Genomic DNA, 14345 nt, shown 5'->3' on the forward strand with positions numbered 1-14345 from the left:
CGTTCAGAAGAACTTCTTCAGGTTCATGCCGGTATACAGCGAGGCCACCTGGTCGTACCCATTGAACATCAGGGTCTTGCGCTTCTTCTGGAAGAAGCCGTCCTCGCCGATGCGGCGTTCGGTCGCCTGCGACCAGCGCGGGTGGTCCACTTCCGGGTTCACGTTCGAGTAAAAGCCGTATTCGTTGGGCGCCGAATCGTTCCAGGCAGTGCGCGGCTGGCGGCTCGTCAGGCGGATCCTGACGATCGACTTGGCCGACTTGAAGCCGTATTTCCATGGCACGACCAAGCGCACCGGGGCACCGTTCTGGTTCGGCAGCACCTGGCCGTACATGCCGAGTCCCAGCAGCGCGAGCGGATGCATGGCCTCGTCCATGCGCAGGCCTTCGACATACGGCCAGTTCAGCACCGGGCTGCGCAGCCCCGGCATCTGGCGCGGGTCGGCCAGGGTGGTGAATTCCACATACTTGGCATTGCCGGTCGGCTCGACCTGCTTGAGCAGGGTCGAGAGCGAATAGCCGACCCAGGGGATCACCATCGACCAGCCTTCGACGCAGCGCAGGCGGTAGACGCGCTCTTCGAGCGGCGCCAGCTTCAGGATGCGGTCGATGTCGAGCGTGATGGGCTTTTTCACTTCGCCCTCGATGGTCACCGTCCAGGGACGGGTCTTGAGGGTGTGCGCGTTCTCGACCGGGTCGCCCTTGTCGGTGCCGAACTCGTAGAAATTGTTGTACGAGCTGGCATCCTTGAACGAGGTTTGCTTTTCTTGCGTGGAGAGTGCGGCGTTGGCGGTGGCGGCGAGGCGCTGGCCGGCCGCTTGCGCAAAGGCTTCGCGGTTGGCCATCTCCCAGACCGCGCTACCGACGGCGGCCGTGGCCGCCATGCGTGCAAGGAAGCGGCGGCGGTCTTCGTAGACCTCGCGCGGCGTGATCTCCGATGGGAGGACGAGCTGGTCCTGGCTGGGTTTGATGAGCATGCTTGACTCCGAAACAGAGAGAAAGGTCAGATTACACCAAGTGGCTTAAGTGCACGTTAGTGCCCCGCCGCCCGGTAGGAAGCCGCGCCTTGAACGCAGGACAAACCCGCGACAAGGTGGCGGCCATGTTCATGCGGCCGGAAAGGCCAGCGTAAAGCGCACCTCGCGACCCTCGGCCTCTATCCTCGCCGTCCCGCCATGCAGCCCCATGATGGCGCTGACGATCGACAGTCCCAGCCCAGTCGAGCCTTCGGCGTCGCTGCGCGAGGCATCGGCGCGGTAGAAACGCTCGAACAGGCGCGCCAGGTGGGCCTGCGCGATGCAAGCGCCCTGGTTGCTCACACTGAGTTCCACCGTATCGCCATGGCGGACGGCATCGAGCGTGACGGCGCTGCCGGGGTCGGCGTGGCGCAGCGCATTCGAGACCAGGTTGGCCAGCGCCTGGCGCAGCAGGGTCGGGTCGGCCGGGAAGACGGCCTCGCCGGTGCAGGCCAGCCGCAGGCCACGCTCCTCGGCCATGCCCTCGAAGAAGCCCGCCACCCGCTCCAGTTCTTCCCGCGCTGCGACCTGCCGGCGCGCCAGGATCACTTCTTCCTGGTGGGCGCGCGCCAGGAACAGCATCGCATCGATCATGCGCGCTAGCCGCTCCAGCTCTTCGATGTTCGAGACGATCAGGCCTTCATACTCGGCCGCGCCGCGCGGATGGGCCAGCATCACCTGGCTCTGGCCGATCATGTTGGCCACCGGGGTGCGGAATTCGTGGGCCAGGTCGGCGGAAAATCCCGACAGGCGCGCATAGCCTTCCTCGAGCCGGTCCAGCATGGCATTGAAGGCCTCGATCAGCGACCACAGCTCGGACGGCGCCATGCCGGTGTCGAGCCGCTGGGCCAGGGTTCCCGGCCGCACCAGGCCCGCGTGGTCCGCCACCTGGCGCAAGGGGCGCAGGCCACGGCGCAGCAGCAGCACCGCCAGCGCCGCCGCAGCCAGGGCGCTCACCAGCGAGGCGGCGACGATGCGTTCGCGGTAGCGCGCGAACATGGCGCTGCGCTCGCCATAGGCGCGCGCCACCACCACCTTCACCGGGTCGGCCCCGAGACGCGCGCTGCCGGCCACCACCCGGCCCGGCGCGCCGCTGCGCGCCACCCAGCCGGCAGGCGCGCCGCCCGCGGTTGGGACCGGGTAGCGCTCGGAGCCAGGATTGATGTCGGCCAGCACCCGGCCGCCGGCGCCCACGATGCGCACCAGCGAATTCTCCTGGCCGCTCATGGTGTCGCGGAAGAAGCCGGGCTGTGCGCGTACCAGTTCGTCCGCGCCGGGACGGCCCAGCACCACCTGCACCTGGCGCAGCTTGCCCAGCAACTGGATATCGTCGCGCCGCTCGATCTCGGCCACGAAGGCGCGGTACAGGTAGGCGCCCAGGCCGGCCGCCACCAGCGCCACGACCAGCACCAGCACCGTGGCCAAGCGCAGGGCCAGCGAATGGCGCAGTGCGGCCCTCATGCCGGCTCCTGGGCTTCGCAGACATAGCCCATGCCGCGCCGCGTGTGGATCAGCTTCTGCTGGAACGGGTCGTCCACCTTGCGCCGCAGGCGCCGCACAGCGGCGTCGATCACGTTGGTGTCGCTGTCGAAGTTCATGTCCCATACCTGCGAGGCGATCAGCGCCCGCGACAGCACCTGCCCCCGGCGCCGCGCCAGCAGGTGCAGCAGCGAGAACTCCTGCGCGGTCAGGGCAATCGTGGCCGCGCCGCGGCGCACGCGGCGCCGCAGGACGTCGATCTCGAGGTCGGCAATGCGGATCAGTTCATCCTCGCGTACCGGACCGCGCCGCAGCAGCGTGCGGATGCGCGCGACCAGTTCGACGAAGGCGAAGGGCTTGACCAGGTAGTCGTCGGCGCCGAGTTCCAGGCCGCGCACGCGGTCCTGTACTTCGTCGCGCGCAGTCAGGAACAGCACCGGCACGGCCTCGGTCGCAGGATCGGCGCGCAGGGCGGCGAGCACCTGCCAGCCGTCCATGCGCGGCAGCATCACGTCGAGCACCACCAGCTCGAGCTCTTCTTCGCGAGCGATCGCCAGCCCATCGCGACCATTGCGCGTGAGCCGCACGACAAAGCCCGACTCGGACAGGCCTCGCTGCAGGTAGTCGCCGGTCTTCGGCTCGTCTTCGATCACCAGGATGGTCATGGCGGGCATGGGTGGGAGAAAAACCCATTGTATGCCGCCGGGGGCGGCGCGAAGATGACGAACCTGTCATCTGGCGGTCATGCCGGTGTCGGCAGCCCGGTGGCAAGATGCCTGCCATTCCCACTCGACAGGCAGCATGCCATGCCCAAGCACGTCCCCCTTTTCCTGATGCTGGCCGCGCTGACCGCAGTCCCGGCGGCGGCGCACACGCCGCCCGCCGCTGAACTCGGCCTGGCAACGGCCCAGCGCCTGGCCGGCGCCGCCGCCGATGCCTGCCGCCAGTCGGGCCGCACGGTAGCCGTGACCGTCGTCGACCGCGGCGGCGCGCTGCTGGTCCTGCAGCGCGATCCGGCAGTCGGCCCGCACAACGGCGAAGCCAGCCGGCGCAAGGCGTTTACCGCCTTATCCACCCGCAAGGCGACGCTGGCGCTGGCGCGCGATGCCCGGGCCAATCCGGATACCGCCAACCTGGCCACGCTGCCTGAACTGCTGCTGCTGGGCGGCGGCGTGCCGCTGCTGGCCAAGGGCAGCCCGGTCGGCGCGGTCGGGGTGGCCGGCGGCGGCGGGCCGGCCAACGACCATGCCTGCGCGGCGGCCGCCATCGCGGCGGTGCCCGGGTTTGATCCGGTCACGCCATGAATTTTTCCAACCAGAGGAGTCACACCATGAAGACCATCGAAGCACTTGTACTTGCCACCCTGCTCGCCACCGCCACCCTGGCCGGCGCCGCCGACCGCAATCCGTTGAGCGTGCATGTACTCGACTTGCAAAGCGGCCAGCCGACCGCGGGCATCCAGGTCACGCTGGAACAACGCCAGGGCGCGCAGTGGCGCGAACTGGCCTCTGGCGTCACCAATGCCCAGGGACGCATCGCCGCGCTGTACCCTGAGGGCAAGCCGATGGCCGCTGCCGAATACCGCATCGTGTTCAAAACGGGTGAACACTACGCCCGCCAGGGCCAGGCCACCTTCTTCCCGCGTATCCCGGTCGAATTCACCGTCGATGCGAAGGCGCAGCACACCCACATTCCGCTGCTGCTCAGTCCCTTTGGCTATTCCACCTACCGCGGCAACTGAGGCGAACGCGGCGAACGCCTAGAGTTCGCCGTAGGAATGCAGGCCAGACAAGAACATGTTCACGCCGAGGAAGGCGAAGGTGGTCACCAGCAAGCCCACCACCGACCACCAGGCCGCCACTCGGCCGCGCAGGCCCGACATCAGGCGCATGTGCAGCCAGGCCGCGTAGTTGAGCCAGACGATCAGCGCCCAGGTTTCCTTCGGGTCCCAGGACCAGTAGCCGCCCCAGGCTTCGGCGGCCCACAGCGCGCCCAGGATGGTAGCGACGGTGAAGAAGGCGAAGCCGACCGAGATCGACTTGTACATCACGTCGTCCAGCACCTCGAGTGCGGGCAGGCGGTCGGCCAGGATGCCATGGGATTTCAGCAGGTAGGCGGTGCCGACCATGGCGGCCAGCGCGAAGGTGCCGTAGCCGATGAAATTGGCCGGCACGTGGATCTTCATCCACCAGCTCTGCAGCGCCGGCACCAGCGGCTGGATTTGCGCGGCGTCGCGCGACACCGTGTACCACAGCAGGAAGCCCACTGCCGCGGCGATGATCAGGAGCACGAAGGCGCCCAGCTGGCGGGTGGCGTAGTGCTGTTCGTAGTACAGGTAGAACAGTGCGGTGATGATCGAGAAAAGGATAAAGACTTCGTACAGGTTCGACACCGGGATGTGGCCGACGTCGGCCCCCATCAGGTAAGACTCGTACCAGCGCACCATCATGCCGACCGAGCCAAGCACCACTGCCGCCCAGCACAGCTTGCTGCCGATGGCGCCGCCGAACTCGGAGCGGCTGATCAGGCCCATCCAGTAGAACACGGTCGAGAACACGAACAGCGCGCTCATCCACAAGATCGCGGACTGGCTCGACAGCATGTATTTGAGGAAGAACTTGGTGTTGGCGGCGTCGATTGCGCCGCCATACATGGAAATGGCCCACAGCGACAGCAGCGCCACCAGCGGCATGAGCCAGCGCATCGGCTTCCAGTGCCAGCCCAGCAGCGCGAAGGTCGGCGCGGTCAGCACCAGGATCGCCTGTTCGTATCCATCCATGAAATGGCCGTAGCGGTTCAGCGCGAACAGCGCGGCCGCCAGCAGCCCGGCGCCGTACAGCCAGTCGATGGCGGTCAGGCGCCGGAAGAAACCGGCTTCCCGGGTATAGGTCTTCGGCTGGCTGGCCTGTGTTTGGGACAATTCCATCGTTCTCTCCAGGTGCCGCGTGGCCTAGGCCGTTTGCGGCAGTTTTTCTTTCAGGTCAACAAATTCGTGCTCGAAATCGAGCGTCTTGCGCTGGGTGCTCATGGCCATCAGCGCATGCGCGCCCTCTTCGCTCTCGCGCACCCAGACCCACAGGCGCCGTTCACGAATATAGAACATCGCGAACACGCCCGCTACCAGCAAGATGCAACCAAAATACACGATCGGCTTGCCCGGCGAGCGGGTCAGCTGCAGCACCGAGGCCTTGATCTCGACGAATTCGTCCAGCTGCAGGTAGACCGGGGCGCCGTAGAACACGCTGTCGGACAGCGCATTGGTGGCCAGTTGCAGGTAGCGGCCGTGCGCTTCGGTCGGCTCGACCAGGGGCTCGCCGGCACGCACCTGGGCTACCTGCCACAGCTCCCACAAGGCGCCGTTGAGCATCTTCATGAAAATATTGGCGGCCTTTTCCTGCTCGGCTGCCGGGATCTTTTCCAGGAATTGCGAGACGCCGGCGAAACCGCCGCGCCCGTCCTCACCCGAGAAGATCGCCAGCGTGCGGGCCGCGGATTCTTCCAGTTGCCGGCCCAGGCCGCCCTGGGCCCGCTGCTCGGGCGCCAGCGCGCGTTCGGCATAGCGCTTGGCCGCCTCGGCGCGCAGGGCCGGGTCGGCCAGCGCCGCGCGCAGGCGCATCCAGGTGCGCACGCTGTACTGGTCGTCTGCCGGGATGCGCAGGTAGCTGAAAGGATCGGACGGGCTGGCACGCACACCGGCCAGGTAGACCTGGGCGCCGTCGATCGTCACAGGCTGCATGTAGTTCATGAACTCGCGCGCCTGGCCGGTCTTGTCGCGCAGCTTGTACTGCACGCTCGGCCCGACGTTCTTCAAATCCTTGTTGTCCACATTCTTGGCGGCCGAGCCGGATGCCTTGCCCAGGGTGGCCGTCACTTGCTCGTTGAACGAAGTGTTCTTCGCTACCGAACGCGCGTCCTGGGTGGCAGCGATGTTCTCGACATTGAAAGGACGGAAGCCCGACCATTCGACCGACCAGGTCTCGCCGTTTTGCTTCAGTTCGGTGGCTGACCCGACCGCGCCGGCGATGGGGAAAGCGTCCGCCTTGTTGCCCGCCATTGGGAAGCCAGTGAGGGTGAGCTTGCTGCCGCCATCGTCGAAGCTCGACTGGTAGACGGCGATGCCCTTGTAGATCAGCGGCTGGTTGACCTTGATCGAGGCCGGGAAAGTCTTCCCGGTTTCATGGTCGCGCACCACGACTTCGCTGGCGAACAGCTTGGGCATGCCGGTCGAGTAGAAATCGACGACGAATTTCTTCAGCGTGATCGAGAACGGCAGCTCCTGTACCAGCACGCCCGAGGCCTGGGGCAGCAGCGCGGTATTGGTGGTCTGGCCTTCGGCGATCAGGGTATTGCCGCGGAAGGTAGGGTTGGAGGTGGTGAGGCGGTGCTGGGCCGGGATGTCGGCGATCACGCCGCTGCCGCCGAAAGGCGTCTTACCCAGGAACCATTGCTGGAACTTGACCGGCAGTTCCGAGTCGAGCATGCCACCCAGCAGGATGACGATGATCGCGCTGTGCGCAAAGATATAGCCGAACTTGTTGCCAGCGCCCTTCTTGGCTGCCACCAGCGTGCCGCCGTCTTTTTCCACCAGCTTGACCGCATAGCCGGCATGGCGCAGGCGCTCGGCGGTCTGGCCGGCCAGCGCGGCGCGGTCCAGCGGCGCGGTCCATTCCATCTTGTGGTGGAAATTGCGCAGCGATTCTTCGCGCACGTTCTCGCGCCAGCTGCGCATGTCGCGCATCATCTTCGGCCCGTTGCGCACCACGCACAGGCCGGTCGACAGGATCAGGGTGACCAGGATCAGCAGGAACCACCAGCTCGAATACACGCTGTACAGGCCGAGCTTGTTGAAGACCTCGAACCAGAAGGGGCCCAGCTGGTTGACGTAGTTCGGCATCGGCTCGTTCTGCTTGAGCACGGTGCCGATGATGGACGCGATCGAGACGATCGTGAGCAGGCTGATGGCGAAGCGCATCGACGACACCAGCTCGACCGCTTCGGCCAGCCAGCGGCGGCGGGTGTTCAGTTCAATTCCGGTGGTACTCATGTTTTGCTTCTTTACAGCGCTCGTAACCGTCAGAGCATACACGTAGGGTGGGCAGGGTGATAGAGGCCAGTGGCCTGTATCACGCCCACGCGGTGATAGTTACATGGAGATACGTCGCGACAATGCTGGCGGCAGTTGAACGCGCGGGCGGCGAAGCCGCCCACCCTACGGAATCGCAGTTATTTGAGGCCCGCGATATAGTCCGATACCGCCTTCATTTCTTCCGGCGACATGCGCTGTGCCAGCGTGGTCATCTGCACGCTGTTCTTGCGGGTGCCGGTCTTGAATGCATCGAGCTGGGCATAGGTGTAGTCCTGGTGCTGGCCCGACAGGCGCGGGTACTGGGCCGGGATGCCGCCGGCGTTGGCGCCGTGGCAGCTGGCGCAGGCAGCGACGCCCTTCTCGGCGATGCCGCCGCGGTAGATCTTGCGACCCAGTTCCACGGTGTCCTTGTTCTTGGCAGCGCCCGGCTTGGCCTTTTGCACGGCGAGATAGGCCGCGATATGGCGCTTCTCGTCGTCGCTCAGCATCTTGGCGTAGGTCGTCATGACCGGCTGCTGGCGCTGCGGGGTGGTAAAGTCGACCAGCTGCTTGTAGGTATAGGCTTCGATCTGGTTCGACAGCTTCGGGTTGGCGACCATGGTCGAGTTGCCGGCGGCGCCGTGGCAGGACATGCAGGCCGGCAGGCCGCGCGCGGCATCGCCCGAATCGTAGAGGGTGCCGCCCTTGGCCGGATCGGCCTTGTTGGCGACGCGGGGCACATCGGCCGCAGAAGCACTGCCGCACACGGCCAGGGTTGCAACCAACAAGGACTTCAAAAGCGAAAACGTCAAACGATTCATTCAAGCACCCTGAAAAAGTCAAAAGCAGATTTTGGAATTTACAGTGAAACAGTGCAGCAGTCTTGCCGATACCCCCCGGCGGAGCAGGGATTAACCCCTTATTGTACAATAGCTTTGTTTCCGCATCGCCATTCAGTTGTCACTTAAACCTTTCCCCACGTCCAAAAGCATGTCCAAATTATGGCAAGCCCGGTTCTTCACGACCGTTAATCAGCTGCGCGATCTGCCCGACACCCAGGTGCCGGAGATTGCCTTCGCCGGGCGCTCGAACGCGGGCAAATCCACGGCGATCAATATCCTCACCAATCAAAAGGGCTTGGCCTTCGCGTCCAAGACGCCGGGCCGCACCCAGCACATCAATTACTTCTCGATCGGCGGCGCCCACGTGGCCCAGCACCGCAAGGACCCGACCATTGTCGAGGAGATCCGCGCCCTGCTGGTCGACCTTCCCGGCTATGGCTATGCGGAAGTGTCCGGCACGGCCAAGCTGCACTGGCAGAAGCTGCTGGGCGACTACGTCCAGCGCCGCGAGCAATTGGCTGCGCTGGTGCTGATCATGGATTCGCGCCGCCCGTTCACCGATCTCGACACGCAGATGCTGGAATGGTTCGCACCGACCGGCAAGCCGATCCACTGCATCCTGACCAAGGCCGACAAGCTCAACCAGAACGAAAAGGCGAACATCCTGCGCCAGTCGCGCCAGATCCTCGACAGCTATGTCGACGAAGACGGCCAGGGCTTCCCGTTCACGGTGCAGCTGTTCTCCGCGCTCAAGCGCATCGGCATCGAAGAAGCGGACGCCAAGATCCAGGAACTGGTTGGGCTTGACCGCGACGAAGAAGTGACGGACGAGGACAGCGAGGGCGAAGACGCCCCGCAGGACGGCGCCGCTCCACGCACGGACGACGATTCGGATTCGGATTCGGAATAATTTTAGGACACACTAAAACGACCATGACCATCATCACTCCTGCCACCTACCCTGCAGCCCGCATGCGCCGCATGCGCCGCGACCCGTTCTCGCGCGCCCTGATGCGCGAAAACATCGTGACCGCCTCGGACCTGATCTATCCGGTGTTCATCCTCGAGGGCGAGAACCAGCGCCAGCAGGTGGCATCGATGCCGGGTGTCGAGCGGGTCTCGGTCGACCTGCTCTTGACGGTGGCCGAGGAATGCGTGGCGCTGGGCATCCCGGTGATGGCCCTGTTCCCGGTGGTGGATGCCTCGCTCAAGACCTATGATGGCATCGAGGCGACCAACCCGGACGGCCTGGTGCCGCGCGCGGTGCGCGAGCTCAAGCGCCGCTTCCCGGAACTGGGGCTCATGACCGACGTCGCGCTGGACCCGTACACGACCCACGGCCAGGACGGCCTGCCGGACGAGAACGGCTACATCGTCAATGATAAGACGATCGAGATGCTGATCAGGCAGTCGCTGGCCCAGGCCGAAGCCGGTGTGGACATGGTGGCGCCTTCGGACATGATGGACGGCCGCATCGGCGCGATCCGCGGCGCGCTGGAGGCGAACGGCCACATCCACACCCGCATCATGGCCTATTCGGCCAAGTATGCCTCGGCGTTTTACGGGCCCTTCCGCGACGCCGTCGGTTCGGCCGCCAACCTGGGCAAGGCCGACAAGAACACCTACCAGATGGACCCGGCCAACAGCGACGAAGCCCTGCGCGAAGTGGCGCTCGATATCGCCGAAGGCGCGGACATGGTGATGGTCAAGCCTGGCATGCCCTACCTGGACGTGGTGCGCCGCGTGAAGGACGAGTTCAAGGTGCCGACCTTTGCTTACCAGGTCAGCGGCGAGTACGCGATGATCAAGGCGGCCGCGCAGAACGGCTGGCTGGACCATGACAAGGTCATGATGGAATCGATGATGGCCTTCAAGCGTGCGGGGGCGGATGGGGTGCTGACCTATTTTGCGCTGGAGATTGCGCGCTTGTTGAAGGCGCGCGCCTGACCTGACGCCTCTTGGCCGGCCGTGCACGGGGCTCCTGCCTTGCGCTGGCGGCCGTCAGTTTTCCTGGCTGCCTGCCGCCAGCAACCGTGACAGCCATTGCTCGATGTCCTCGGGCCGCGAATAAAAATACCCCTGCAATACGTGACAATGATTGGCGATCAGGAATTCTGCCTGTGCCCTGGTTTCCACGCCTTCGGCGACCACCTTCAAGTTCAGGTGCCGCGCCATCGACAGGATCGAGTTCACGATCGCCGTGTCGTTACCATTGTGCGGCGTGTCCTGCACAAAGCTCTTGTCAATTTTAAGCTCGTGCAAGGGCAAACGCTTCAGGTAAGCAAGGCTGGAATAGCCGGTACCAAAATCATCGATTGAAAAACGGATGCCCAGCGCCGCCAGCTCGTTCATGCGGCCAATTGCCTCGTCCAGGTCGTCGATCAGGAGGCTCTCCGTCACTTCCAGGATCAGTTGTCCTGCCGGGGCGCCCGTTGTCGCCAGTATTTCTTTTACCTGGGCGACGAAGCCCGGCTGATGGAACTGCCTTGGACTGACATTGACGGAAACCGGCAGGCGATGACCAACTTTACTCAATGTCGACAGGGCCATGCAAGCCTGCCCAAGGACCCAGGCACCCAGTCCAAGGATCAGCCCGCTTTCTTCTGCAACCGGGATAAACTGGGCTGGAGAAATCTGTCCCCTTACCGGGTGGCGCCAGCGCAACAGGAATTCCGCACCCGCGGGCTGGCCCTCGCAGTCGACCTGCGTCTGCACATAGATGGTCATTTCCTGGTTGGCAATGGCGCACGCGAGCTCATTTTCGAGAGCCAGCCTGAGCTCCACTTCCACCTGCATGTCCTGTGTAAAGAATGCGGCGTGATTGCGGCCGCGTTTCTTGGCCCGGTACATTGCCGTGTCCGATTCGCGCAGCAGGTCGTGTGTGGACTGGCCCGTGCCGCGCAGCAGGGTCACACCGATACTGGCCGACGAAATATAAGGCTGGCCATTGACCTCGAACGGACGCGCGAGTGCACGACACACCTTGCCTGCTTCCACCATGGCCAGCGACTCGCTGGTTCGCTCGTCTCCCGCGAGGCCGGTCAGGAGGATTACGAACTCATCTCCACCGAGCCGCGCCAGCGTGCCCGGCTGGTGGACCGTGGAGGCGAGTCGTTGCGCCACGGCCTGGAGGAACGCATCCCCGACGGCATGCCCGCGCGCATCGTTGATGTTCTTGAAATGATCGAGGTCGACAAACAGCACCGCCCCCATCTGCCCGTTGCAGGCGGCCATCGCCAGCGCGGCGTCGATGCTGCTCATCAGCAAAGATCGGTTGGGCAAGCCGGTCAGGACATCATAATAGGCAAGCCGGTGAATGCTTTGCTCGGCCAGCTTGCGCAGCGTAACGTCGCGCTCGATCGAAACCCAGTGGGTCAGGGCACCCGCCGGATTCCGGATCGGGATCATGTCCAGTTCGACCCAGAAATGAACGCCGTTGCGGGTGTAATGAACCAGTTCTTCCCGAAACGGCGCCTGCGCCAGGAAACCTGCGCGGATGCCGGCAATCGCTTCCGAACTGGTGGCGGGACCATGCAGCAGGGAGCTGGGGCGACCCAGGACCTCGTCGCGCGGATAACCTGTCACGCCCTCGAACGCATCGTTGACGAAGATAATCGGCGGCCAGTCCATGGCGGCCTGCCCCGCGTCCATGATGATGACCATGTCGGTCAGATGCGATAGGCAAGTTCCCAACAGCACCAGCTCAGACTTGGCATCGGCCAGCTTGTTCTGCGAGGCACGGATCGCATCGAGCATGTGATTGAATTGGGCAGCAAAATCGACCACTTCGAGCGGGCCGGAATACGGAACCCGGGCGTCGAGATCGCCGGCAGCCGCCCTGCGCGCTGCTTCCTGCACCGCCATCATCGGACGGGAAATGCGTTTGCTGACATACAGGGCGAGAGCGAAGACCAGCAGCAGCGTCAGGCCACCGAACACCAGGTTACGCAATGCGGCCTGGCGCGCACTGAACAGCACTGCCTCCGTGTCGATGCCGGCGACGGCGAACCAGTCGGTTCCCGGGATCGGCAGGAACCCGATAATCCGCTCAATGCCATCGGACGTGACGGCGCGACCGGTGCCGTCTTTCGTGGCAAGGACGCTTTTTACACCACTGGTGTCACTCAGGTCTTTACCGACCAGCCCCTCGGCGCCACGCGACCGGGCCACCAGCACGCCCCTGCTGTCGATCACGGCGATGACGGTAGATTCAGGCAGTTTTTCTGCACCCACGACGACCCGCAGTTTGGCAAGGTCGATCGGCATCTGGATGGAACCGGTCATGACTCCGGCATCGTCGAACAGCGGATGCGCCAGAACTGCGACTACCCGTCCGGTGACCGGACCCAGATAGGGAGAACCCAAGGTAAACTTCTGGGTGGCGCTCACGCGTTTGTACCAGAGCGCGTCACCCACAAAAGTGGGCTTGTCGTGCGGCTGGGCCTTGGCGGAACAAACGATATAGCCCCGCCGGTCAGCCTTGCTGAGATTGGAGAACTGCGGGTACAAATCCGTGAACTGACCGAAGATCTGGTCACAGTCCAGGCCACTGACAGCGCGCACGCCCGGCCGCTTGGCAAGTGTGTCCAACACATGCCGCGCATCCGACAGTAGCTCCTGAAGATTATTCGCCGTCAACTGGGCAAGGCTGTAGGCAGACCGCGCGGCCTCAAGCTCATCTGTCTTGTACTGATTCCATACTGAAAACGTCAGCAGGATCGACGCAGGAAGTACTGCCGCCGCAGTCAAGCTGTACAGCAAGTGACGGACGGACCAATTCTTATAATTGCGCACTGCTTATCCCGGGCTAGATGTATCCTGCGGTGTTGTGCGTAGCGGGCACTGTAACATTTATGCTGCGCGGGTAATCGGGATGCGTGCGGCGGGCGCGTTATCCCGACAAGGGCAGCCGCTGCACTAGCGCCACTGCTGCGGCGGCTTATATTCCGGGAACATCTCTTTAAACAAGAACGTCATCAGCTGATCCGTATCCTGCGGCCGTGCACTCAACTTCACGATGCGTCCCAGCCGATGCGAATCCCACTCGAAATCGCCGGTCTTTTCCTTGCGGATCAACTCGAGCATCTTCTTGACCACGGCGATCTCGATGTCCGGTTCGCTGCCCTGCTCCACCGTCACGTGCGTGAGCCAGCGGCGCTTGAAGCTCGGGTTCCATCCGCGGAACTTCAGGTCCATGCTGTGGAAGGTCTTGTTCGTCACCGAGAACACGCCGCCGCTCTCGTTGCGGTCTTCGCGGCCGCGGCCGTTGATGGCGGCGATGTTGGCCAGGGCGTTGCGGGTGCCGCGGGCGGCTTCGCTTTCCTCGGCCGGCTGGTCGCTGCCGACCGTGGCGCCGCGCTGGCGCCGGCGCGCTTCGATGAAGGCCTGCATGTCCATCGGCTGCTCGGCGTCGAACTTTGGCTGCGGCTTTGGCTGCTCGACCGGTTCTTCGGGCGGCGTGGTGATGGTGTCCGGCAGGCGCGCGATCTCGATGCGCTCCTGGCGCGGCTTCGGCGCCGGCTTGACCTTCGGCACCGGTGTCGGCGCCTGCTCGCGCGGGGCCGGCTTGGACGGCTGCTTCAGCGGGGCGACGTAAACGACCTCGCCCTCGTCGCCCGAGGCCGGCTTGGCCTGCTTCTCGTCCTGCTCGGGCTGGAACAGCCAGACCGCCACCAGCAGCAGGTGCAGCAGGATCGCGGCGGCCAGCGCCGGCCGGTTCGGGCCCTGGCGGCCGTACTGGAGCACGGTGCGCCCGGGCAGCGTCTGGCCGCAGTGGGCGCACACGTCGCTGTGCTCGTCGTAGATGTGGGAATGGTCACGCAAGGTCGAACGGTTTCCTGGGACGGCGTCTGTGAGTCAAGGCAATGAAGGCTGCACGAGAGCCGCAGTCTAACCGTTTTGCGGCAGTGGCGCATCTCTTGCACCCTCGGCGCCCGTACAGCTTA

General features: G+C 64.5%; 12 protein-coding genes. 4 read left to right on the top strand and 8 right to left on the bottom strand.

What is annotated here, in order from left to right; all coding sequences use genetic code 11:
* Positions 1-3: 3 nt before the first annotated feature.
* From msrP to HGB41_RS13245, 3 genes are all read right to left on the bottom strand, one after another.
* Positions 4-975, bottom strand: coding sequence for a protein-methionine-sulfoxide reductase catalytic subunit MsrP (gene msrP / locus HGB41_RS13235; RefSeq protein ID WP_171085121.1), 972 nt, complete (start codon positions 973-975; stop codon positions 4-6).
* Positions 976-1104: 129 nt separating this feature from the next.
* Positions 1105-2475 carry a heavy metal sensor histidine kinase gene (locus tag HGB41_RS13240; protein WP_171085123.1) on the bottom strand — a complete coding sequence of 457 codons (1371 nt, stop codon included), beginning with the start codon at positions 2473-2475 and terminating at the stop codon, positions 1105-1107.
* The gene (locus HGB41_RS13245) at positions 2472-3158 is read right to left on the bottom strand and encodes a heavy metal response regulator transcription factor (RefSeq protein WP_171085672.1); all 687 of its coding nucleotides are present in this window, start codon (positions 3156-3158) and stop codon (positions 2472-2474) included. The genes HGB41_RS13240 and HGB41_RS13245 overlap by 4 nt, the downstream gene beginning before the upstream one ends.
* A 141-nt stretch (positions 3159-3299) precedes the next feature.
* Between HGB41_RS13245 and HGB41_RS13250 the strand changes: the two genes are divergently transcribed.
* Both HGB41_RS13250 and uraH read left to right on the top strand, forming a co-directional pair.
* On the top strand, positions 3300-3797 hold the full coding sequence (locus HGB41_RS13250; protein ID WP_171085125.1) for a GlcG/HbpS family heme-binding protein: 498 nt from the start codon (positions 3300-3302) through the stop codon (positions 3795-3797).
* A 26-nt stretch (positions 3798-3823) separates the two neighbouring features.
* A complete protein-coding gene (gene uraH / locus HGB41_RS13255; RefSeq protein WP_171085127.1) occupies positions 3824-4234 on the top strand; it encodes a hydroxyisourate hydrolase in 411 nt (136 codons plus the stop codon).
* Positions 4235-4252: 18 nt separating this feature from the next.
* Here uraH and ccsB read toward each other — a convergent pair whose 3' ends face one another.
* The 3 genes from ccsB to HGB41_RS13270 form a co-directional block, all read right to left on the bottom strand.
* Positions 4253-5419: a c-type cytochrome biogenesis protein CcsB gene (ccsB, locus tag HGB41_RS13260; RefSeq protein ID WP_171085129.1), complete on the bottom strand. Its 1167-nt coding sequence runs from the start codon at positions 5417-5419 to the stop codon at positions 4253-4255.
* Positions 5420-5443: 24 nt separating this feature from the next.
* Positions 5444-7537, bottom strand: a complete 2094-nt coding sequence (locus tag HGB41_RS13265) for a cytochrome c biogenesis protein ResB (protein ID WP_171085131.1) — start codon at positions 7535-7537, stop codon at positions 5444-5446.
* 179 nt (positions 7538-7716) lie between these two features.
* A complete protein-coding gene (locus tag HGB41_RS13270; protein WP_171085133.1) occupies positions 7717-8379 on the bottom strand; it encodes a c-type cytochrome in 663 nt (220 codons plus the stop codon).
* A 169-nt stretch (positions 8380-8548) separates the two neighbouring features.
* Here HGB41_RS13270 and yihA point away from each other — a divergent pair, with 169 nt between their 5' ends.
* Together yihA and hemB are read left to right on the top strand one after the other, a co-directional pair.
* A complete protein-coding gene (yihA, locus tag HGB41_RS13275) occupies positions 8549-9310 on the top strand; it encodes a ribosome biogenesis GTP-binding protein YihA/YsxC (protein ID WP_171085136.1) in 762 nt (253 codons plus the stop codon).
* A gap of 23 nt (positions 9311-9333) precedes the next feature.
* A complete protein-coding gene (hemB, locus tag HGB41_RS13280) occupies positions 9334-10347 on the top strand; it encodes a porphobilinogen synthase (RefSeq protein WP_171085138.1) in 1014 nt (337 codons plus the stop codon).
* A gap of 54 nt (positions 10348-10401) precedes the next feature.
* Here the strand turns inward: hemB and HGB41_RS13285 are convergent, their stop codons facing one another.
* Positions 10402-13194, bottom strand: a complete 2793-nt coding sequence (locus HGB41_RS13285) for a bifunctional diguanylate cyclase/phosphodiesterase (RefSeq protein ID WP_171085140.1) — start codon at positions 13192-13194, stop codon at positions 10402-10404.
* A gap of 123 nt (positions 13195-13317) precedes the next feature.
* The gene (locus HGB41_RS13290; RefSeq protein ID WP_171085142.1) at positions 13318-14223 is read right to left on the bottom strand and encodes a hypothetical protein; all 906 of its coding nucleotides are present in this window, start codon (positions 14221-14223) and stop codon (positions 13318-13320) included.
* Positions 14224-14345: the final 122 nt, after the last annotated feature.

Source organism: Telluria aromaticivorans (assembly GCF_013003915.1).
GTDB lineage: Bacteria > Pseudomonadota > Gammaproteobacteria > Burkholderiales > Burkholderiaceae_D > Telluria > Telluria aromaticivorans.

Excerpts from the sequence above, each read along its gene's own strand:
- HGB41_RS13245 (WP_171085672.1), bottom strand. The coding sequence starts at position 3,158 with ATGACCATCCTGGTGATCGAAGACGAGCCGAAGACCGGCGACTACCTG.
- HGB41_RS13265 (WP_171085131.1), bottom strand. The coding sequence starts at position 7,537 with ATGAGTACCACCGGAATTGAACTGAACACCCGCCGCCGCTGGCTGGCC.
- uraH (WP_171085127.1), top strand. The coding sequence starts at position 3,824 with ATGAAGACCATCGAAGCACTTGTACTTGCCACCCTGCTCGCCACCGCC.
- yihA (WP_171085136.1), top strand. The coding sequence starts at position 8,549 with ATGTCCAAATTATGGCAAGCCCGGTTCTTCACGACCGTTAATCAGCTG.
- HGB41_RS13250 (WP_171085125.1), top strand. The coding sequence starts at position 3,300 with ATGCCCAAGCACGTCCCCCTTTTCCTGATGCTGGCCGCGCTGACCGCA.
- HGB41_RS13270 (WP_171085133.1), bottom strand. The coding sequence starts at position 8,379 with ATGAATCGTTTGACGTTTTCGCTTTTGAAGTCCTTGTTGGTTGCAACC.
- ccsB (WP_171085129.1), bottom strand. The coding sequence starts at position 5,419 with ATGGAATTGTCCCAAACACAGGCCAGCCAGCCGAAGACCTATACCCGG.
- HGB41_RS13240 (WP_171085123.1), bottom strand. The coding sequence starts at position 2,475 with ATGAGGGCCGCACTGCGCCATTCGCTGGCCCTGCGCTTGGCCACGGTG.
- hemB (WP_171085138.1), top strand. The coding sequence starts at position 9,334 with ATGACCATCATCACTCCTGCCACCTACCCTGCAGCCCGCATGCGCCGC.
- msrP (WP_171085121.1), bottom strand. The coding sequence starts at position 975 with ATGCTCATCAAACCCAGCCAGGACCAGCTCGTCCTCCCATCGGAGATC.